Source organism: Niabella ginsenosidivorans (genome assembly GCF_001654455.1).
GTDB lineage: Bacteria > Bacteroidota > Bacteroidia > Chitinophagales > Chitinophagaceae > Niabella > Niabella ginsenosidivorans.
On record NZ_CP015772.1, the window covers coordinates 5311498 to 5333045 of the forward strand.

At 45.7% G+C, this 21548-nt stretch carries 17 protein-coding genes; 7 read left to right on the top strand and 10 right to left on the bottom strand.

Annotated elements, in window-relative coordinates; genetic code table 11:
- Positions 1-24: 24 nt before the first annotated feature.
- The 3 genes from kbl to A8C56_RS22450 all read left to right on the top strand — a co-directional run bounded on the left by kbl (position 25) and on the right by A8C56_RS22450 (position 3851).
- Positions 25-1233, top strand: coding sequence for a glycine C-acetyltransferase (kbl, locus tag A8C56_RS22440; RefSeq protein WP_067760881.1), 1209 nt, complete (start codon positions 25-27; stop codon positions 1231-1233).
- 44 nt (positions 1234-1277) lie between these two features.
- The gene (locus tag A8C56_RS22445) at positions 1278-2228 is read left to right on the top strand and encodes a hypothetical protein (protein ID WP_245645659.1); all 951 of its coding nucleotides are present in this window, start codon (positions 1278-1280) and stop codon (positions 2226-2228) included.
- A gap of 84 nt (positions 2229-2312) precedes the next feature.
- Complete coding sequence (locus A8C56_RS22450) at positions 2313-3851, top strand: S10 family peptidase (protein ID WP_067760883.1); 1539 nt, start codon at positions 2313-2315, stop codon at positions 3849-3851.
- 95 nt (positions 3852-3946) lie between these two features.
- On the opposite strand, the gene A8C56_RS22455 is transcribed toward A8C56_RS22450, so the two are convergent.
- From A8C56_RS22455 to A8C56_RS22500, 10 genes are all read right to left on the bottom strand, one after another.
- The gene (locus tag A8C56_RS22455) at positions 3947-4474 is read right to left on the bottom strand and encodes a YceI family protein (protein WP_067760884.1); all 528 of its coding nucleotides are present in this window, start codon (positions 4472-4474) and stop codon (positions 3947-3949) included.
- A 134-nt stretch (positions 4475-4608) separates the two neighbouring features.
- Positions 4609-5751: an ATP-binding protein gene (locus tag A8C56_RS22460; protein WP_067760886.1), complete on the bottom strand. Its 1143-nt coding sequence runs from the start codon at positions 5749-5751 to the stop codon at positions 4609-4611.
- Positions 5752-5897: 146 nt separating this feature from the next.
- Positions 5898-7070, bottom strand: coding sequence for a TlpA disulfide reductase family protein (locus A8C56_RS22465; RefSeq protein WP_067760888.1), 1173 nt, complete (start codon positions 7068-7070; stop codon positions 5898-5900).
- Positions 7071-7124: 54 nt separating this feature from the next.
- Positions 7125-8570, bottom strand: a complete 1446-nt coding sequence (gatB, locus tag A8C56_RS22470; protein ID WP_067760890.1) for an Asp-tRNA(Asn)/Glu-tRNA(Gln) amidotransferase subunit GatB — start codon at positions 8568-8570, stop codon at positions 7125-7127.
- 181 nt (positions 8571-8751) lie between these two features.
- Positions 8752-9750: a PDZ domain-containing protein gene (locus tag A8C56_RS22475; RefSeq protein WP_067760892.1), complete on the bottom strand. Its 999-nt coding sequence runs from the start codon at positions 9748-9750 to the stop codon at positions 8752-8754.
- Between the two features lie 109 nt (positions 9751-9859).
- The gene (locus A8C56_RS22480) at positions 9860-10735 is read right to left on the bottom strand and encodes an ion transporter (RefSeq protein ID WP_084490351.1); all 876 of its coding nucleotides are present in this window, start codon (positions 10733-10735) and stop codon (positions 9860-9862) included.
- A gap of 55 nt (positions 10736-10790) precedes the next feature.
- Positions 10791-13466, bottom strand: coding sequence for an alanine--tRNA ligase (alaS, locus tag A8C56_RS22485; protein WP_245645660.1), 2676 nt, complete (start codon positions 13464-13466; stop codon positions 10791-10793).
- Between the two features lie 252 nt (positions 13467-13718).
- Positions 13719-14054, bottom strand: coding sequence for a PIN domain-containing protein (locus tag A8C56_RS22490; RefSeq protein WP_084490352.1), 336 nt, complete (start codon positions 14052-14054; stop codon positions 13719-13721).
- Positions 14055-14137: 83 nt separating this feature from the next.
- Positions 14138-14350 carry a hypothetical protein gene (locus A8C56_RS22495; protein WP_067760894.1) on the bottom strand — a complete coding sequence of 71 codons (213 nt, stop codon included), beginning with the start codon at positions 14348-14350 and terminating at the stop codon, positions 14138-14140.
- Positions 14351-14492: 142 nt separating this feature from the next.
- Positions 14493-15398: a hypothetical protein gene (locus tag A8C56_RS22500; RefSeq protein WP_067760896.1), complete on the bottom strand. Its 906-nt coding sequence runs from the start codon at positions 15396-15398 to the stop codon at positions 14493-14495.
- 98 nt (positions 15399-15496) lie between these two features.
- On the opposite strand from A8C56_RS22500, the gene A8C56_RS22505 reads away from it, so the two are divergent.
- The 4 genes from A8C56_RS22505 (at position 15497) to polA (ending at position 21519) form a co-directional block, all read left to right on the top strand.
- A complete protein-coding gene (locus A8C56_RS22505) occupies positions 15497-15958 on the top strand; it encodes a methylglyoxal synthase (protein ID WP_067762451.1) in 462 nt (153 codons plus the stop codon).
- Between the two features lie 81 nt (positions 15959-16039).
- On the top strand, positions 16040-18079 hold the full coding sequence (gene uvrB, locus A8C56_RS22510) for an excinuclease ABC subunit UvrB (protein ID WP_067760898.1): 2040 nt from the start codon (positions 16040-16042) through the stop codon (positions 18077-18079).
- A gap of 100 nt (positions 18080-18179) precedes the next feature.
- Complete coding sequence (locus tag A8C56_RS22515) at positions 18180-18596, top strand: hypothetical protein (protein ID WP_067760900.1); 417 nt, start codon at positions 18180-18182, stop codon at positions 18594-18596.
- Positions 18597-18663: 67 nt separating this feature from the next.
- The gene (polA, locus tag A8C56_RS22520) at positions 18664-21519 is read left to right on the top strand and encodes a DNA polymerase I (RefSeq protein ID WP_067760902.1); all 2856 of its coding nucleotides are present in this window, start codon (positions 18664-18666) and stop codon (positions 21517-21519) included.
- Positions 21520-21548 lie beyond the last annotated feature (29 nt).

Here is a 21548-nt window from a genome sequence, read left to right on the forward strand (position 1 = left end):
AATTGCAATTATAAATCTTCTTATATGAACGAGCATTTTACAACCCGCATAGGGCAGGAAGTGGAAGCAATCAAAGCCGCTGGTCTTTATAAAACCGAACGGGTCATTGAAAGCCCGCAAGGCGCCGAAATTATCGTTAACCTGCCTGCCGGACAGGCAGGTAGAAAAAAGGTGATCAATTTTTGCGCGAATAATTACCTGGGGCTTTCGGCGCACCCGGACGTTATTAAAGCGGCACATGAAACCATTGATTCCCGTGGATATGGAATGAGCAGCGTGCGTTTTATCTGTGGTACGCAGGATATTCATAAGGAACTGGAAAAAAAGCTATCCGACTTTCTGGGTACTGAGGATACTATTTTATATGCTGCCGCTTTTGACGCCAATGGGGGTGTTTTTGAGCCGCTTTTTAATGAGCGGGATGCCATTATCTCTGATGCGCTGAATCATGCCAGTATTATTGACGGGGTTCGTTTATGCAAAGCCCAGCGTTACCGTTACGAACATAATAACATGGGGGATCTTGAGGCAAAGCTGAAAGAAGCCTCCGGTGCGCGCAGCCGCATCATTGTTACTGATGGTTCCTTTAGCATGGACGGCACCATCGCCCAGCTTGATAAGATCGTGGAACTGGCAGAAAAATACGATGCCGCTATTATGATCGATGAATGCCATTCTTCCGGGTTCCTGGGTAAAACAGGTCGTGGTACGCATGAATACCGTGGTGTAATGGGAAAGATTGATATCATTACCGGAACCCTGGGAAAAGCCCTGGGTGGTGCCTCCGGTGGATTTACATCCGGCAGAAAAGAGATCATCGAAATGCTGCGCCAGAAATCCCGGCCCTATTTGTTCAGCAATACGCTGGCGCCTTCTATCGTTGGTGGCTCTATTGCCGTGCTGGATATACTTTCGGCCTCTACACACCTGCGGGACAAGCTGGAATACAATACAAAATATTTCCGTGAAAAAATGACCGCAGCAGGTTTTGATATTAAGCCCGGCGATCACCCGATTGTGCCGATCATGCTGTATGACGCGGTACTGGCAGCCGGCTTTGCAGAAAAATTACTGGATGAAGGAATTTACGTAATCGGGTTCTTCTTTCCTGTTGTGCCCAAAGGCCAGGCGCGCATCCGTGTGCAGTTGAGCGCAGCTCATGAGCAGGAGCACCTGGATAAAGCCATTGCCGCTTTTACAAAAGTGGGCAGGGAGCTGGGCGTGCTGAAATGATCTCCGGGAGCCGGAAACTCATAGGCACTCCTGACCTGGCAAAAATGATCTGTAAGTTTTTTAATAAAGCCGGTTTTATGTATACCCGGTTGCTTTTATTGATAGCAGGCCTTATAGCGGTCATTGACAGCAATGCCCAGACAACCCCGCTGCTGTCTCAATATCCTTCACCCATGGAGGAATCAGTGCGCAGGCATGAACGTGTTGTTTTTGATACGGCTAAAGGAATAAGTTTTACACTAAACAACCTGTTGCCCAAACCGGTGCAGGTATATCTGCCACAGCATCTGAAGCATTCCGGCAGTGCCGGCCTGCTGATCCATTTTCATGGCAATGCCGGTATTGTTGCTTATGCAGCTGAAAAATATAAAGGCGATCTTATTGCAGTCACCGTTAATCTGGGAACAGGATCGGGGGTATATGCAGTGGCGTTTAAAAACGATTCGTTATTACAGAAACTGGAAAAGGCTGTTTGGGATGCTGTGGCCCGGAAGCTGGGAAAGCCTCTTCAAAAGGGTCGCCTGATCCTGAGCGGTTTCAGCGCCGGATATGGTGCAGTAAGAAGCATTCTTTCATCACCTGTATATTTTAACAGGGTTGCTGCCGTGCTGCTGCTGGACGGGCTGCACACAAGCTATATCCCTGAAAGAAAAGTGCTGGCCGAAGGAGGAGCCTTAGACACTGCAGGTCTTGAACCGTTTCTGAACTTTGCCCGTGAAGCCATGAACCCGTCAACCGGAAAGAAATTTTTATTTACCCATTCAGAGATCTTTCCGGGCACATTTGCCAGCACAACGGAAACAGCAGCATATTTATTAAACAGGTTGCAGGTAAAGGCTACGCCTGTTCTTAAATGGGGACCTGGGGGCATGCAACAGATCAGCGAGGCCGGAAAGGGAAATTTTAAAGTATTCGGATTTGCCGGCAATTCCGCTCCTGATCATATAGATCACTTTAGCGGATTGTATTATTTTCTGAACCGGCTGCAAAAATAAGCAGTAGCCGCTGATGGAAATCCTTTGCTGGCTTTCTTAAAAATTGTTAGGTTTGGAACATCTCTTCATTTGTAAAAAATCGTCATGACCAAAATTGTAATCTGTTGCTGTACGGCTTTCTTACTGATCGCAGGCGTTCATGCACAGCCATCCCAACCCAAAACAGAACCGGTAAAACAGGAAAAACCCGCTGAAGAACAGAAGAGCGGTTCGGCAGACCTTAAGTTTAACCCGGATGCTGCCGTAACTACCAATCATAGTGTTACCATAGAAGGTAAAAAAGTGACCTACAAGGCTATTGCAGGAACCATGCCTGTTTGGGATGAAGACGGGAAAACGATTGCGGGGTTATTTTATACCTATTATGAACGGACAGACGTTCCCAAAGCCGGAAGGCCCCTGGTCATCTCGTTTAACGGTGGCCCCGGGTCCGCATCTGTATGGATGCATATCGGCTATACAGGGCCGGTGCTGCTGAATATTGATGAGGAAGGGTACCCTGTTCAGCCCTACGGATACACGGAAAACCCTCACTCGATCCTGGATGTGGCAGATATTGTTTATGTAGATCCTGTTAATACCGGTTATTCAAGAAGCGTGGGTAAAGATGTGCCCAAAAGCAAATTCTTTGGCGTAAATGCAGACATCAAATACCTGGCAGACTGGATCAATACCTTTGTAACCCGCTACGACCGCTGGGGCTCACCCAAATACCTGATCGGTGAGAGCTATGGAACCACAAGGGTTTCGGGGCTGGCACTGGAACTGCAGCAGGCACACTGGATGTATTTAAACGGGGTAGTGCTGGTTTCGCCTACTGACCTGGGCATTGAACGTGGAACTGCCACAGGAGCTGCCTTACGGTTACCTTATTTTGCAGCAACGGCCTGGTACCATAAAAAATTATCCGGTGAATATTTACAGAAAGACCTGGAAGCCTTTCTGCCGGAGGTGGAGCAGTTTACTATGAACCAGTTGTTACCGGCCATCAACAAGGGAAGCCAGCTGGATGAAACAGCCAGGAAGTCCATTGCCCGGCAGATGGCGGCTTACTCCGGCTTGCCGGAACAGCTCATTCTGCAAAACAATTTGGATATATCGCCCAACTTATTCTGGAAAGAATTATTGCGTAGCGAAGGGTTTACCATTGGCCGGCTGGACTCCCGTTACAAGGGCATTGACAGGCGCGATGGTGGGGAGCGGCCGGATTTTAATGCAGAGCTGACCGCCTGGCTGCACGCATTTACGCCTCCTGTTAATATGTACCTGAGAAATGAGCTGAACTATAAAACAGACTACCCGTATAATGTATTCGGGTCTGTATGGCCCTGGGATAATAATAATGACCATACCGGTGAAAACCTCAGAAGCGCTATGGCCATTAATCCCTACCTGCATTTGCTGGTACAGTCCGGTTACTATGATGGAGCCTGCGATTATTTTAATGCCAAATACAGCCTTTGGCAGATGGACCCGTCAGGAAAACTAAAGGGCCGTATACAATGGAGAGGGTTCAGAAGCGGGCACATGATGTATCTGAGAAAAGAAGATCTGAAAACCAGTACAGGGCAGTTAAGGGATTTTATTAAAAGTTCCCTGCCAAAAAATGCAGCCCGGTATTAAAATGTAAAATAACCAATAAAAAATGTAGAATGCGAAAGAGAACCTCTTTTACATTCTACATTTAAAATTTCTTATGCTGCATTCCCCGCAGGGGCTTATGCTTCTTTTACCAGTTCTGCACTAATGTTCAGCTTTACTTCATCGCTTACCACCACACCTCCGGTTTCTGTAACCGCGTGCCAGGTTAATCCAAAATCTTTACGATTGATCTTGCCGGTCAGCTCAAACCCCGCAATGGTCTGCCCGTAATTATTGGGGCCCACGCCGCCTAATTCTACCTGCAGGGTAACCGGTTTTGTTACTCCATGCAAAGTAAGATCACCGGTCAACTCAAATTCGCTATCGCCTTTTGACGTAATGGCTGTTGATTCAAAAGTCAGTTTGGGATAATTAGCGGTATCAAAAAAATCGGGCCCTTTCAGATGCTCATCCCGCTGCTCCGCACCTGTAGAAATACTGTTAACATCAGCACTGAATGAAACTTTTGCATCGCTGAAATCCTCCTTATCTGCAACGACTGTTCCTTCAAATTTTGTAAACTTTCCTGATACGTTGGATATTACGAGGTGTCTTACCTTAAAACCTATTTCCGAGTGCATCGGATCAAGCGTCCATTTTGCCATAGTTTTATAATTTTTTGTAATAGAATAGAGTACAAAATTAATGCCCCAAAGCAGGCAATAAAATAATCTATGTTAAGATTGCAGGTTAATATTTTGTAAACAGATCTTTATTGCGTCTTTTCAAGGACATTTCATTAATAAGGATATGCATTTAACCACTCCTGATAATTATCGCGGTGGATCACTTTTGTTTCCCTGGGTTGGTACGTTGCTGTAAACGAATTGGGAAACTTTACTTTGGCCCCGGGGCTCCATTTAAACTCATAGGCATATAATGTACCATCGATCTCTTCAATATAGTCAATCTCGGAACGTTTATCGCGCCAGAAATAGGTATGCCCATAAAAGCCATGGTAGGCTAATAATTTTTTACGTTCGGTAATGAGAAAGTTTTCCCATAGCGCCCCCAGGTCATTGCGCAAACCAGGAAATTTATAATCGCCTATAACGGCGTTCCGGATGCCATTGTCATAAAAATAGATCTTTTTTTTGCGGTTGATCTCATTGCGGAGATTACGGGAGAAAGCGTTGAGACGATATACCACAAACACCTGCTCTAACAGGTAAATATATTGATCCACGGTTTTTACATCGGCGCCCACCAGCCCGGCCAGCTCATTCAGGGATACTTCGCTTCCTATTTGCAGGGATAGGGCCTGCAGGATCCTGTCCAGTAATTGTGGTTTCCTGAGGCCGGTGAGGGCCAGCACATCTTTATACAGGTAACTGCTGGTGAGGTTGTTGAGCAGCTCCACTGCATTGGGCAGATGGCTGGCTACCTCCGGGTAGGTTCCGTAAACCAGGTACGATTCAAGATTGCGGTTGGTTTCCAGGAAACCCTGGTGCCTGTATAACTCAGCGTAACTGATAGGGTAAAGATAATATTCCCATTTCCTGCCGGTTAAGGGCTCCTGGGTGGAATGAGCAATATCTAACATGGAAGAACCTGTTATAATGAACTGTTTATGCAGATCCGCATCAATGAGTTGCTTACAGATGATGCCTACGTCCTCAATCATCTGTGCTTCATCAAGGATCACTACAGGGTGCTTCTCGATGGTTTGTTTTAACAGGGGCACCTGCTGCAATTGCCACAAACTGCGGGTTTGTATTTCATCGCCGTTAAAATAGATATAATCGGATGACAGTTTGTTGCCTAAAAGCTTTGCCAGGGTGGTTTTTCCCACCTGGCGGGGTCCCAGCAGCAGGATCGCTTTTTTATAATCTGCCCGGTTATATAGAACATTTTCTAAATCCCTAACAATATCTTTAGTCATATTTATGGAATGTAATCCACAAAACTAAAATATTTTTAGTAACTAATTCCATAAAAATGATATTTTTTATGGAATATAATCCATAAAAATCAAAATTTGGATAACAACTTCTTGTAAATAATAGTAACTTATTGAATAGCAACATACTATGGGAAAAGAGTGGCCAGCTTGTTTTGCAGGTCAGGGCCCCGCAGGCCTTCTGCGATCACCTTCCCCTGCGGGTCAACCAGAATATTAAAGGGTATAGCGCTGATGCCATAGAGGGGCACCACAGCAGATTCCCATTGCTTCAGGTCACTCACCTGGGACCAGGTCAACCGGTCATTCCGGATGGCATTTTTCCACTCGTAATCATCTTTATCCAGCGAAACGCCCAGCACTGTAAAGCCTTTGTTTTTATATTTATTATAGGCAGCAACAATATTGGGGTTCTCTGCGCGGCAGGGACGGCACCAGCTTGCCCAGAAATCCACCAGCACATATTTTCCGCGAAATGAGCTCAAAGCAATCGAATTGCCGGTTGCATCCGGCAGTGTAAACTCCGGCGCCTGCTTGCCGACCAGGGATCTGTTTTTTTCCGCTTCCCGTGCCTGCTGCAGGTTTAATTTTAAACCGTTTACAGCCACATGGTCCGGGTACTTTTTTGTAATACCATCTATTAAAGAAAACACAAGATCGTCCTCCAGGGGTTTCAGGCCCAGTTCAGGGTTATTGGCAGAAGACTGGTAAAAGCCGAGCTGGAAGATGGACAGAGCCGGGTTGGCTGCTTTTTTTATTTCTCCAAGCGCATATTCCCTCAGCTCAGCGCCCTTTTGATCCCGGTCCTGCCTGACCTTTGCAATAGTGCTGTCTGCCATTTTGGGAATGTGTTGCAAGCTGTCTATTTTATGAGTGTCATTAATAACAGGAATCAGCTTGTTTTGAAAACTGAACAGGTACTCCTTCATCACCTGACTGGCCGGAGAGTTCTTTACTTCGTAGCCTTCCGGAAAGGCCGGATTTAATTTACTCATGGTAATGCTCACTTCTACAGCGGGCACATCATTGATTACAGAAGCAACCGGATACTCCAGCTGTCCCAGCCGGAGATTGTAGATCACGTCTTCAGCAGCTTCTGTTTTCAGTGTAAAATTTCCATTTTCAATTTCAGCAGAATCTACAATAACAGGCTGCATAGATCCGACCGGAACCTCTTCCAGGTACATCCTTTTCTCCTGCGTGTTTGCAACAGTACCGTTAACGGTAAAGGTTTTCTTATGTTCATTCTTGCATCCTGCAAACAGGATCGCCAAAAACACTATATAGATTAAATGCTTCATTTTATAAAATTAAAATCTATACGGTTTATAAAACCGTATAGGTCTTTACAGGTCTTATTTTAACTTTTCCAGTAGCAGCTCATTGGTTTTTTTAGGATCTGCTTTCCCTTTTGTCTGTTTCATCACTTCACCTACAAAAAGGGCCAGTAAGCCTTTTTTGCCTTTTTTATAGGCAATTACTTTATCCGCAAGGCGTTCCAGAACAGCGTTCACCACCGGTTCCAGGTCCGCTGTAGCTGATTGCTGGATCAGATTATTTTTTTCCGCTAAAGCCAGGGGCGTTTCATCCGGGTGCTGTAACAGCAATTGGAAGAGCTTTGTAGAAGCAATGGAAAAGCTTACTTTGCCAGAACCTACCACATCAACCAGGCCGGCAATTTGATCCGGCTTTATGGGAAAGCAACTGATAGGGGTATTGTGCTCATTGAGCCAGTTCTTTACAGGCCCCAGCATCCAGTTGGCGGCTGCTTTGTAGTTGCTGCACTGCTGAATGATAGCTTCAAAATAATCGGCCACTTCCCGCTCTTCTGTTATTACCTGTGCATCATATTCCGGCAACTGGTATTCCAAAGTATACCGCTGTATGCGTTCGGCAGGTAAAGCAGGGATCCTGCTGCGGATAGCCGCAATGTACGCATCCTTTAAATCAAAGGGGGGCAGGTCAGGATCGGGAAAGTAGCGGTAATCTTCTGCATCTTCTTTGTCACGTATGGCAAAAGTAGTTCCGCTGCCCGCATCAAAACTGCGGGTCTGCTGGCGGATGGTGGCCCCTTTTTCCAACAGGTTCATTAGCCGTTCTGCCTCAAAATCAATCGCTTTTTTTACGTTCCGGATGGAGTTCAGGTTTTTCACTTCTACTTTGGTTCCGAGCTTTTCTGCTCCCTTCAGGCGCACAGAAATATTCGCATCACAACGCAGGCTGCCTTCTTCCATATTCCCGTCACATACTTCTAAATAACGGACCAGTTTGCGCAGTTCGGTAATATAGGCAAAAGCCTCTTCGCTGCTGCGGATATCCGGTTCAGTAACAATTTCTACCAGGGGAGTGCCAGCCCGGTTATAATCAACAGCTGTATTATACGCATCTACATCATGCAGGCTTTTTCCGGCATCTTCTTCCATATGAATACGGTTCAGGCGTATGTTCTTTGTGCCACTGCTGGTCTTTACGGTAATAAATCCATTCTTGCAAATGGGCGTTGTGTGCTGGGAGATCTGGTACCCTTTGGGCAGATCAGGATAAAAATAATTCTTGCGGGCGAAATAATTTTTTTGCTCTATATCACAATGACAGGCCAGGCCCAGCTTTACGGCATACTCTATGGCTTTTTCATTCATTTTGGGCAAACTGCCGGGATGAGCCAGCGTAATGGGGCTGACATGTGTATTAGGGGGAGCTCCAAAAGCAATACTGTCCCCGCAAAATAGTTTACTACTGGTAAGTAACTGGGCGTGTACCTCAAGGCCAATTACCACTTCATATTTTTCGCTCAAATCCATAAATGCCTTAAAAAATGATGATTCCGGTCCGCGAAGATACGCAAGCAGGCATAATAAAACCGCCCTGATACAAACCGGGGCGGTTTTAAACCCTAAATCACGAAAACTTAAAAACTATCAGTACTTATCTGTACTATGCTATTAGCAATAACATTTTACGTTCAAAAAGGTTTAAAGAATTTTACAGATCTGCCGTTTTTATACGGGAAGGCTGGGTTACGGTTATTGTTTGGTTATGCCCGTTACGGTTTATCTTAAATTCCAGGGAAGACTTCCTGTTATCTCTGATCACCCGGCCTGCATTATCTGTTGAATTTATAGTCCGGCCATTGATCTCTTTAATGATGTCCCCGCTTTTTAAACCGGCCTTGTCCGCATCCGAGCCTTTTTCCACTTCCAGGATCTTTACCCCATCGCCTTTATCCAGCTCCTGGATGCGGATACCGATTTTAGGGCTGTCGGAATCCATATCCGGATAGCTGTAAAACCGGTAATTCCTGTTTCTTCCCTGGTTAGGCATCTGACGGAAGAGCTCATTAAGATCCATGGGCGGCATGGAAAAAGTATTACCATTACCCTGGTTAAAGTATCCGTTACCTTCCGGCGCTTTCCATTTTGTAAGCGTTGCGCTTGTTGTAAATGTTTTACCGTCCCTTTTATAGGTAATGGATACTTTGTCGCCCGGATCCTTATCTTTTATTGCCGAAGAGAGGCCGTCGGGAGTTGTAATGGTTGTTCCGTCTACCTGGGTAATAATATCCCCTTCTTTCAGGCCCGCCTTATCTGCAGCGCTTTCCCCGGTCACATTTATTACTGTAACTCCATCATCTGTTTTTTGTGTAACTACACCCAGCATGGCTTTGTTTGGTGCCGGCATCTGCTGCCAGGTTCCATTAAAATTGTTAAAGGAACGGCCACGGCCAAACTGCCCGTCATCATCATTGTATACATCCAGGTCCTTGATTTTTTTTCTTTGTACAGAAATATCGGCATCCTTATCCGTGTCTACCGGTTTACCGTTTACTGTAACTTTATCGCCGTCAACCACAATATTCATCCTGCCATCGGCCGTTCCTTTTTTTGTTATAATGATCTGCTCGGCTTCTTTGTTTTGATTGTCTGATTGCGCCCATCCAAAACCCGGCAGCAGTAATGCAAACAGAAAATAATAAGACCTCATTAGTAAAAACTATTTTTTATTTATCTAATTAGTTATACGTTCACTTTCGTACTTCAAAGATACCTTTTTCATGAAATACGAAAAACTTCGGAAATGTTAAAATAACGGGTTATTGTTCGCTCAGCTTACTGCCGCAGTTTTTACAGTAAATAGCCTCTTTATCATGCCCGGCCACCTGGCATTGGGGGCAGCGTCTTCCCTGGTTCCTTTTTTCCTCCTGGATTACTGATGCAGACAGGATGCCGGTAGGCACGGCAATAATAGCATAACCCAGGATCATAATAAAGGAGGCAATAACCTTTCCGGTGGCTGTTACCGGTGCTACGTCTCCATAGCCAACCGTGGTAATCGTAACAATGGCCCAGTAAATGCTTTGCGGGATGGTATTGAAACCCGAATTTTTCTGAAACTCCACAACATACATTAAGGAGCCCAGGAAAATGGCCAATAACAGCACAAAGAACAGGAACACCAGTATCTTCCGGAACCCCCTGATAAGGGCCAGCATCAGTATCCTGCTTTCATCCAGGAATCTGACCATCCGGAAGATGCGGAAAATGCGCAGCAGCCGGAAACAGCGCACAATCATAAACACATGCCATTGCGGGTAAAGGAATTCCATATAGGAAGGCAAAATGGCCATCAGATCAATAACGCCATAAAAACTGGCGGCATATTTTTTTGCGGAACGGACGCAATACAGGCGCAGGAGATATTCCCCGGAAAAGATAACCAGGAAAAAAACATCGAATTTCTGAAAAGCAGGTTCATATTTTGCTGAAATCGAGGGAACGCTTTCCAGCATCAGCAGGATAATATTGGAAAGGATCAGAACCGATAATCCGATATCAAAGATCTTTCCTGCAACTGTGCTGGACTGAAAAACGGTAATATACAGCCATTCACGGAACGTTCCTTTTTCATCAGGCCTGTTCTGATCCTGTACCACATCAGACCGGTCGGGTATAAAACGGAATAAGGACATGCAAAATATGACATTGAAGTTAATAAACACGCTCTCTTCCTGTCAACTATAAGTCTCAACTCATCAATTTCTTAACCGCATCGATCACCTGCTGCAGGTTCCCGGCTTCCTGTCCGCCGGCAGTTGCCAGCGTTTTCTGACCACCACCGCCTCCCCTGATCAAAGGCGCTACCTGCTGCTTAATAACCTGACCTGCATCCAGCCCTTTAGCAGCAACTACCGTATCCGCAACAGCAACGGCTACGGCGGCCTTGCCTCCTATATTGGCGCAAAGCACGATCACAAAATCCCGTAAATGATTTTTCAGATCGCTGCAGAGCTTTTTTAATGCATCCGGGGTGCTTACTTCCACAATGGCGCCGATAAAATTTACCTGGTTGATGATCTCATCTTTTTGCAGCAACTCATTACGGATGCCCACCAGCTCTTTTGCTTCCAGTCGCTCCACTTTCTTTTCCAGCGCTGTTTTGTCCGTGATCAGTTTCTCAATCGCCTTTAAGGGATCTGCGGTCTTTAACAATTCACCCACCTGTTTGTAGCCGGCGATCTTTTCGCTGATATAGCGGAAAGCGGCCGGCCCCGTAAGGGCTTCGATCCGCCTTACCCCGGCAGCTACAGCAGATTCTGAGATGATCACAAACAGGCCGATCATACCAGTTTGGGGCACATGCGTTCCCCCGCATAATTCCACGGAAAAATGCGGATCAATGGTCACCACCCGCACCACAGCACCATATTTTTCACCAAAAAGCGCCATAGCTCCCAACTGCAACGCTTCCTCTTTGGGCATTTCTTTAATGACCACGGGGATGTTTGCACGGATCTTTTCATTAACGATCATTTCCACCCGGCGCAGTTCCTCATCAGTGATCTTGGCAAAATGCGATACATCAAAGCGCAGAACATCAGGAGCTACCAAAGAACCTTTTTGGTTTACGTGTGCCCCCAGTACCTCTTTCAGTGCGGCATGCAATAAATGTGTTGCCGTATGATTATAGGTAGTATTCAATCGTTTTTCTAAGTCTACAACAGCGGTTACCGGACCGTCAATATCTGCCGGGAGCTTATCCACCAGATGAATGATCAGCTCATTTTCTTTTTTGGTATCATTCACACGGATGCGCTCGTTTCCAAAAGTGAGCGTACCGGTATCGCCTATCTGGCCGCCACTCTCGGCATAGAAGGGCGTGGTTTCCAGTACCAACTGATACTGTTCCTTTCCTTTGGTTTTTACCTTACGGTATTTGATAACGCGCGTGGACACATTCAGGTCGTTATACCCCACAAAAGTGACCGGTGCTTCCGCGTGCACCTGCTGCCAGTCTTCTGTATCAACAGTCGTTGCAGAACGGCTGCGGTTTTTCTGTTCCTGCATGGCAGCCTCAAAACCGGGCTCATCAATAGTCATATTGTTTTCTGAAGCGATCAGCCGGGTAAGGTCAATAGGGAATCCGTAAGTGTCATAAAGCTCAAAAGCATCTTTTCCCGCAAGAGTTCCGGCCGTTTTCCCGGATATCAGTTCGTCCATCCGCTTCAGCCCTTTTTCCAGGGTGCGCAGAAAAGATTCCTCTTCTTCTTTGATGACTTTACGCACAAAAGCCTGCTGTTGTTCCAGTTCAGGGAAAACATCTTTAAACTGTTCCGCAATCACCGGCACCAATTGATTCAGCAAAGGTTGCTGGTAGTTAAGATAGGAATAATAATACCGAACGGCACGGCGCAATATACGGCGGATTACATACCCCGCCCCGTTGCTGGAAGGCAATTGTCCATCCGCAATAGTAAAGGCAACAGCCCGGATATGGTCTGCAAGTACTCTGAATGCAATCGCCTGTTTACTGTCGCTGCCATCATATTTTTTATGCGTGATCTTTTCAACCGCGGCAATCGTTCCGGTAAAAACATCTGTATCATAGTTGGATGTTTTGTTCTGCAGTACCCGCACCAGCCGCTCAAAGCCCATACCGGTATCTACATGTTTGGCCGGTAAGGGTTGCAGGCTGCCGTCTTTCAGGCGGTTGAACTGCATAAACACATTGTTCCATATTTCGATCACCTGCGGGTGGTCTGCATTCACCAGGGTTTTTCCGTCTGCCTGCCGGCGCTCTTCGTCCGGCCGGCAATCTACGTGAATTTCCGTGCAGGGACCGCAGGGGCCGGTATCGCCCATTTCCCAGAAATTGTCTTTTTTATTGCCTTTCAGGATGCGGTCTTCCGCAATCCATTTTTTCCATTCATCCGCCGCTTCTTCATCAAAAGGGAGCCCATCCTTTTCGTCTCCTTCAAAAACCGAAACATATAAGCGGTCCTTGGGGATCTTTAGTACCTCCGTGAGCAGTTCCCAGCTCCAGGCGATCGCCTCTTTCTTAAAATATCCTGCCGTTGGCAGGGCAGGATCGCCAAAGCTCCAGTTGCCCAGCATTTCAAACATGGTATGGTGGTAGGTATCTACCCCCACTTCCTCCAGGTCGTTATGCTTACCGCTTACCCGCAGGCATTTTTGGGTATCTGCCACACGCGGATAAGGGCTTTGCCTGTTGCCCAGGAAATAATCCTTAAACTGGTTCATGCCCGCATTGGTAAACATCAGTGTCGGGTCGTTCTTTACTACAATGGGCGCAGAAGGCACAATTTCATGTCCTTTACTCTTAAAAAAGTCTAAAAAAGCCTGCCGGATCTCGGTACTGGTCATCATATTAATATAGGCCGTAATAAAGTTTACGGGATGCAAATTTAACTGATTGACACGGTTTTTATGTCTTTTGTGACCAGCAGTTGTACTACTATTGATCTTTACTTGCTACGCTCAGTTCAACACCTGTAATTCTTATTGTAAAAGTTAGGTGTACTACTCAAAAATAGCATCTCATTCAGTCTTTATCTGCAACTACGACAGATAACCAACCATATAAAAACAATCTTCGCTTCATTTTGATGTCGGCAAAGCAGCATATTTGTAGCTAATTCAACGTAATTAAAAATCTTATTTTTTCTTGTTCTTAGTTGAAAGGGCCATAAATTCATTTATTGAAAGAAGTGATACTTTAGGAAAGCTTATTGTTTTCAACAGTTTAAAATGTTTGTCTTCTGAAATAAGATAATAAGCCCTGCCAGCAATAGCGCAATCTGCATATTTATTATCATCTTCATCAATTAACAGCCATTTATAAAAAGCGGTATAAAAATGTACATTAGGCAACTCTTTCAGCAGTGAAATAAATGCATTAGCTGTAGATACACTAAACTTTTGTTCTATTATTTCCTGGTATTCAAATAGTATCTCAGAAAAAACAGCGAGATCAAAGTTTCCTTTCGCCAAAGACTGGTAAATGACGTGATAGGGGGCAGTGAAGTAAGGCTCATCACCAATATATTACAGTCAAGAGCAACTGTCATATCTTATCATGCTGATTTTCTAAAATGCTCTTCTTTCCAGCGCTCAAATATATCCCGGGTATAGTTGTGGATTTCGGCTGCTTTATCTGCTTCACGTACCACTTTATCGCTTAAATAAGTAATGAGCAAAGACTTAAGCTTCTTTAAATCTTCCTCACTTTGATCAGTGGAAAAAAGTTTCAGGATCTCTAATTGTATATTGTTTAATGCTGCTTCCATTTTCTATATTGGCATCAGATTTTTTCTTACCTAAACAACGTGGTGCACACGTTATACATTTTTCGCTTTAGTTGGATTGCGCAAAAATTAAAGGGGGCTTGGATTTAAAGTAAAATAGTTTTAAATCCAAAGATATTTCCTCTTATCGCATTCGCTTTCCTTCAAAAGGATAAAAGGACAACCCCAGCGAAAGCAAAAACCTTCTGGAACGCACTTCCCTGTTCTCATATACCGCCGGCGGACTGTCTTCATGAGTGCTGGCGGCTAACGGATTGGTGGCAAAATGTGCGCCTACATCCAGCTTCATCCAGGAAATGCCGGGAAACCCTGCCTGAAAAAGCAGACTGGGCTCAAAAAATACGCGGCCTTTATTTTTCATACTGGTATATCCCAGCATGGATTGCTCTTCCTCAGAATAACTGGTACGGATATTATTGGAGGTCAGCAGGGAAAACTGTGGTGCAACGGATAAACGGGCGTTTTCCGTAAAAAAGAAATTAAATGACGGGGTAAGGTGGTATTTTATAAAATCAAAGTCAAAATAATGCCTGCGCTCCGTTGGTGTGCCTGTATCCGTGGATTTTGAGGACCCGAACCCGGCGCCCAGCACTCCGTTAAAATATACTTTACCGGAGCCTCCCATCTCCGTGTAAAAACCTGCGCCCACCTCTATCATGGAACGGGTGTAGCTGATCTTGCTGCCTTTATTCCCGTCCATAAGGTCATCATTGTTATAAAGATCTTTTTCAAACCGGCGCATGCCCGCTGCCTGAATAAGGAAATGATCGGTAACCGCATACGCCGCCTGCACATCAAAGCCGAGGTTCCGGTCGATTGTATGCCGCTGATTACTATCAAGATCAGGATTGTTAAAAAGATCATCGGGATTGGCAGCAAAGGCTCCCGTCAGCTTCAGATCTCCTTTCTCACGGAAAAAAACGGCATTGTACACCGCCGGGCTGTTTATATACCGCGGGTTGGTAGAGCTGCAGGATGCAAGAAAAAAAACAAGTGCACTTATAACCAACACATAAACAGTTTTCTTCATAACAAATTATTTTTGAATTTTTTATATAAAACGACAGCAAAACAGAAAATGCAACAGTAAAACAGATTGATTTATCTTTAACCTCCTAAATGCAAATTATGGACCGGATCCTGGAAGCCCGTAAAAGAATAGCGCTGGTAGCGCATGATCATAAGAAGGAAGAACTGCTGGCCTGGGCGTTTTCCTGTAAAGAGCAATTGTCTGCCCATGAGCTGTTTGCTACAGGCACCACGGGTAATATGCTGGAAAAAGCATTGCATCTGCCCGTACACAAACTATTAAGTGGTCCCCTGGGTGGGGATCAGCAGATCGGCGTTATGATTGCAGAAGCAAGGCTGGATGTACTGATCTTTTTCTGGGACCCGATGGAAGCGCAGCCGCATGACCCGGATGTAAAAGCCTTACTCCGGCTAGCAGCCACCTACAACCTGCCGGTGGCCTGTAATGCCGCCACGGCCGACTTTATGTTTTCCTCACCCTTTATGACAGAGGCATACAGGGCTCTTCAAACGGACTATTCACAGTACCTGAAAAGGCAATTACCGAACCAATCCATATGACAAAGTGTTTTATTGAGTCCTGGGCTATGGGCCAGGTCAAAAATTTAAAGCCCTGATAACAATAGACAACAAACGCATTCAATGCCTTTTAAATTACATACCCCATTTCCTCCCGCAGGAGACCAGCCGGAAGCGATCCGGCAGTTGACAGAAGGCATTCTGGAAGGAGAAAAATACCAGACCCTGTTAGGGGTTACCGGTAGTGGTAAGACCTTTACAATGGCCAACGTAATCCAGAATGTACAGCGGCCTACGCTCATTATTACCCATAACAAAACCCTTGTAGCCCAGCTATACGGCGAGTTCCGGCAGTTTTTTCCTGAAAATGCAGTAGAATATTTTGTATCTTATTACGATTACTACCAGCCGGAAGCCTATATGCCGGTAAGCGATACCTATATCGAAAAAGATCTTGCCATCAACGAGGAACTGGACAAGCTGCGCCTGCGGGCCACCACCAGCCTGCTGAGCGGCAGGAGGGATATTATTGTGGTGGCATCAGTAAGCTGCATTTATGGTATGGGTAACCCCACCGATTATGAAAATGGCATCATCCGTATTGACCGGGGTCAAACCATCTCCCGCCAGGGGTTCTTACATGCGCTGGTCAATTCTCTTTATACGCGCACCACGCTGGAATTTACAAGAGGCACATTCCGTGTAAAGGGCGATACGGTGGATATTAATATTCCCTACCTGGATTTCGGATACCGGGTCACTTTTTTCGGGGATGAGATCGAGCAAATTGAAAGTATTGATGTGGTTACCGGCAAAAGGATCGGAAAAATGGAAAATGCAGCCATTTTTCCCGCTAACCTGTATGTAGCGCCCAAAGATGTGATCAACCAGGTGCTGTTTGAGATACAGGATGAAATGCAGGCCCAGGTGGATTATTTTACACAGCAGGGCCGGCTGATAGAAGCACAGCGGATAAAAGAACGGGTGGAGTACGACCTGGAAATGATCAAAGAGCTGGGCTATTGTAATGGGATCGAGAACTATTCGCGCTTTTTTGACCGCCGCAATCCCGGAACAAGGCCCTTCTGTTTGCTGGATTATTTTCCCAGAGACTATATCACCATTATTGATGAAAGTCACCAGACCATGCCGCAGATCAGCGGGATGTACGGGGGTGACAGGAGCCGGAAACTGATCCTGGTGGATTATGGTTTTCGCCTGCCTTCCGCGCTGGATAACCGGCCATTAAACTTTCACGAGTTTGAGAACCTGCAGAACCAGCTGATCTTTGTTTCGGCTACACCGGACAAATATGAACTGGAGAAGACAGGAGGTGTGATCGTAGAACAGGTAGTACGTCCTACAGGTCTTTTAGATCCGCCTATTGAGATCCGCCCCAGCATCAATCAGATCGACGACCTTTTGGATGAGATCGATAAAACGGTAAAAAAAGGGGATCGGGTACTGGTGACCACTTTAACCAAACGCATGGCGGAGGAAATGGACAAGTACCTGCACCGGATCAATATCAAATCAAAATACATCCACAGCGAAGTGGATACTTTGGACCGGGTGGAGATCTTGCGCCAGCTGCGCCTGGGTGAAATTGATGTGCTGGTAGGCGTGAATTTGCTGCGGGAAGGGCTGGATCTTCCGGAAGTAAGCCTGGTGGCCATCCTGGATGCCGATAAAGAAGGTTTTTTACGGAATGAGAAATCGCTGACCCAGACAGCGGGCCGTGCCGCCCGGAATGTGGATGGGAAGGTGATCTTTTATGCCGATACTATAACAGGAAGCATGCAGCGTACCATTGACGAGACCAACCGCCGCCGCGAAAAACAGATCGCCTATAATATGGAGCATAATATTACACCGCGTACCGTTAAAAAATCAAAGGAACAGGTATTCCAGCAAACTTCTGTGCTGGATATTAAAGGTTTTGATGAAAAAGACCGGAACGCCATTGGGTTTGATGAAGACATGATTACCGTAGCGGCAGAGGACCCGGCTGTTTACAAAACCATTCCCCAGATGGAAAAAGCCATTGCCAGAACCAAAAAAGAAATGGAAAAGGCCGCCAAAGACCTGGATTTTATGGAGGCTGCACGGCTGAGGGATGAGATGTTCCGTATGCAAAAAGAGCTGGAAGATATGAAGAAATAGGATGCATTTCCCGGCTTTCCACGGCATAAGAAACCGGGTTGGACCGGGCCGGCCTCAGATCTGAACAAGCAGTTCGCAATAGAAAAATTTATAACCATTAATGATCCTTTTTTTAAGTGGGGTGGAAGTTCGTCTGGAGCCGCACGCCGTTCATATTACAAATGATGCCGCATTGCAGAGATTACTGAACAGGCAGGCGGAGCCTGCTACGGAAAAGCTGGTACAGGAAATAATCAGTGCATATCAGCAACATTACCGGCAGCCGTTTGCTATTAACCCCGATTCTCTTGCTGTCGAAATATGGGGACATGTATATGTTGAACAGTTTGCGGAATACATGGAACGACTGATACAATCGAAATTGATTGAAAAAATTTTATCACCGGTGAAAGGAATCTGCAGCGTCATAGATTGCGGCGAAAGCGGGCATGATCAAAACCGCTGGTTCTGGGATCTGCTGGCTCCTTTTAAATCCACCATTGCCGGCTGGCTGCCGGTTAAACAGTATCCTTTATAAAAGCCCTCTTTTTCAAAGGGATAACCGGGAACGTCGGGTTTTGACTTCTATATATTACCTTAGCAACATGGATAAAAGACTCTTTTTGTTAGATGCCTATGCATTGGTTTTCCGGGCTTACTATGCCCTGATCCGCAGCCCGAGGATTACCACTAAAAATAAAAATACCAATGCCCAGTTTGGGTTTACCAATACCCTGGTGGAGCTGATTACCAAACAAAAGCCAACGCATATGGCGGTTTGTTTTGATACGCATGAATTAACAGAACGGCATACGGATTTTGTTGATTATAAAGCCAACCGCCAGGAAACACCGGAGGATATTCTGATTGCTGTACCGGACATCAAACGCATCATTAAGGGATTTAACATTCCGGTTATTGAAGCACCCGGCTATGAGGCGGATGATATTATCGGCACCCTTAGTAAAAAAGCGGCTGACGAAGGTTACGAGGTTTTTATGGTTACTTCTGATAAGGATTATGGCCAGCTGGTATCTGAAAAAATAAAGATCTATAAACCCGGTTACCAGGGCAGTGACGTGGAAATAATGGGCCCGGAGCAGGTGTGCGCTAAATGGAATATCAGAAACGTATCACAGGTAATTGATGTTTTAGGGCTGATGGGCGATTCAGTGGACAATATTCCCGGTATTGCAGGTGTAGGAGAAAAAACAGCAGCCAAATTGCTGGCGGAATACGAAACACTGGAAAATGTTGTAGCCAATGCAGAAAACATTAAAGGGGCATTAGGAAAGAAAGTACAGGAAGGAAAGGAGATGGCCATTCTTTCCAAAAAGCTCGCAACTATTATTACAGATGTTCCGGTTGAGTTCCATGAAGAGAATTTTCAGTTAAAAGACTGGAACAGGGAAGAGCTGAAATCCATTTTTGCCGAGCTGGAATTCAGAACATTGGCCAGGCGTTTATTGGGAGAAGAAGTGGCAGCAACTGTAACCACAACCGGGTCCGCCGCCTCCAAAACTTCCTCCGGAAAAGGGGTTCAGATTGATCTTTTTGGCAATGTTATCGGGGGGGATGTGATCGCAGCGCCCTTGCAGCCTGAGGCCGAAGAAGAAGATGCGCCTTCCTTTCCTGGTTTAAAAACAATAAACGACGCACAACCGAATTATAAGGCGGTTACTGATGAAAAAGACATCAAAGCCCTTGTAGAAGAATTATTACCTGTTAAGGAGATCAGTTTTGACACCGAAACGACCAACATTGACGCAAACCTTGCAGAACTGGTAGGTCTGAGTTTTTCAATAAAGGCCGGCCAGGGCTATTATATTCCCTGCCCCGCAGATCAGGAAGCTACAAGGAAAACCCTTCAATGGTTGCGGCCCTTATTTGACGATGAAGACAAACTATGGATCGGCCAGAATTTAAAATACGACCTGCTGGTGCTGAAGTGGTATGGTGTGGGGCTGAACGGTGCCATTTTTGATACCATGCTGGCACATTACGTGATTGAACCGGATGGCAAACGGAACATGGATTTCCTGAGCGAAAAGTTTCTGGGATATAAGCCCATTCCTATCGGTGACCTCATTGGTAAAAAAGGAAAGACCCAGGGAAATATGCGGGATGTGGAAATTGAAAAAGCTAAAGATTACGCTGTGGAAGATGCTGACATTACGCTTCAGCTGAAAGCTGTTTTTGAGCCATTGCTAAAAAAGCGCCAGGTGCAAAAGGTCTTTGACGAAGTAGAGAACCCGCTGGTGCAGGTATTAACGGATATGGAGTTTGAGGGCGTACGGATTGATGAAGAGTTTTTGAAAAACTATTCCCAGGAACTGGAAAAGGAAGCCGCCGCTGCAGAAAAGAATGTTTTTGAAATAGCGGGCGTACGGTTCAACCTGGCCTCACCCAAGCAACTGGGAGAGGTCTTATTTGATAAATTAAAACTGGACCCTTCCGCACGGAAGACCAAAACGGGGCAATATCAGACCGGGGAAGATGTGCTGCTAAAACTGGCAGCAAGAGGGCATGTAATAGCCGATGAGATTATTGCGTTCAGGGAGCTTACCAAATTACGATCCACTTATGTAGATGCTTTGCCGCAACTGATCAACCCTAAAACAGGCAGGGTGCATACCACTTACGGACAGGCAGTAGCGGTTACCGGGCGCCTGGCAAGCAATAATCCCAACCTGCAGAATATTCCGGTACGCACGGAAAGAGGAAAAGAGATCCGCAAAGCATTTATTCCGCGCGATGAAAAGCATGTGCTGTTATCTGCTGACTACTCCCAGATCGAATTACGGATTGTTGCTGCAATAAGCGGCGATACCAATATGGTGAACGCGTTTAAAAACGGTACAGACATTCATACGGCCACTGCGTCAAAAGTGTTTAATGTAGCCATGGAGGAGGTGACCAAAGAAATGCGGTACAAATCCAAAAGCGTCAATTTCGGGATCATTTACGGGCAGGGCGCTTTTGGACTGGCAGACAACCTGGGTATTTCCCGTACAGAAGCAAAGGGAATCATTGAGAGCTATAAAAAAGAATTTTCAGGTATTCAGAAGTATATGGATGACATGATCAATTTTGCAAGGGAGCATGGATATGTGCAAACACTTATGGGGCGTAAGCGCTGGTTAAAGGACATTAATTCCAGCAATTTTACCGTGCGGGGGTTCGCTGAGCGGAATGCCATCAACTCACCCATACAGGGAACGGCTGCGGATATGATCAAACTGGCGATGCAGAAAGTATACACCGCCATGAAAAAAGAAAAGATGAAAAGCCGGATGATCCTGCAGGTGCATGATGAGCTGATCTTTGATGCGGTCCGTGATGAGGTGCAGGAACTGAGGCCATTGATTCTGGAAAATATGGAAAGCGCATTACCACTGCCCTTTGGCGTACCCGTTGTGGCAGAATGCGGGGAGGGTAACAACTGGCTGGAGGCGCATTAGAGAGAGTTATCAGTGGTCAGTCTTCAGTT

Coding starts and splice junctions, on each gene's coding strand:
- kbl (WP_067760881.1), top strand. CDS start 25: ATGAACGAGCATTTTACAACCCGCATAGGGCAGGAAGTGGAAGCAATC.
- A8C56_RS22445 (WP_245645659.1), top strand. CDS start 1,278: ATGATCTGTAAGTTTTTTAATAAAGCCGGTTTTATGTATACCCGGTTG.
- A8C56_RS22450 (WP_067760883.1), top strand. CDS start 2,313: ATGACCAAAATTGTAATCTGTTGCTGTACGGCTTTCTTACTGATCGCA.
- A8C56_RS22455 (WP_067760884.1), bottom strand. CDS start 4,474: ATGGCAAAATGGACGCTTGATCCGATGCACTCGGAAATAGGTTTTAAG.
- A8C56_RS22460 (WP_067760886.1), bottom strand. CDS start 5,751: ATGACTAAAGATATTGTTAGGGATTTAGAAAATGTTCTATATAACCGG.
- A8C56_RS22465 (WP_067760888.1), bottom strand. CDS start 7,070: ATGAAGCATTTAATCTATATAGTGTTTTTGGCGATCCTGTTTGCAGGA.
- gatB (WP_067760890.1), bottom strand. CDS start 8,570: ATGGATTTGAGCGAAAAATATGAAGTGGTAATTGGCCTTGAGGTACAC.
- A8C56_RS22475 (WP_067760892.1), bottom strand. CDS start 9,750: ATGAGGTCTTATTATTTTCTGTTTGCATTACTGCTGCCGGGTTTTGGA.
- A8C56_RS22480 (WP_084490351.1), bottom strand. CDS start 10,735: ATGTCCTTATTCCGTTTTATACCCGACCGGTCTGATGTGGTACAGGAT.
- A8C56_RS22495 (WP_067760894.1), bottom strand. CDS start 14,350: ATGGAAGCAGCATTAAACAATATACAATTAGAGATCCTGAAACTTTTT.
- A8C56_RS22500 (WP_067760896.1), bottom strand. CDS start 15,398: ATGAAGAAAACTGTTTATGTGTTGGTTATAAGTGCACTTGTTTTTTTT.
- A8C56_RS22505 (WP_067762451.1), top strand. CDS start 15,497: ATGGACCGGATCCTGGAAGCCCGTAAAAGAATAGCGCTGGTAGCGCAT.
- uvrB (WP_067760898.1), top strand. CDS start 16,040: ATGCCTTTTAAATTACATACCCCATTTCCTCCCGCAGGAGACCAGCCG.
- A8C56_RS22515 (WP_067760900.1), top strand. CDS start 18,180: ATGATCCTTTTTTTAAGTGGGGTGGAAGTTCGTCTGGAGCCGCACGCC.
- polA (WP_067760902.1), top strand. CDS start 18,664: ATGGATAAAAGACTCTTTTTGTTAGATGCCTATGCATTGGTTTTCCGG.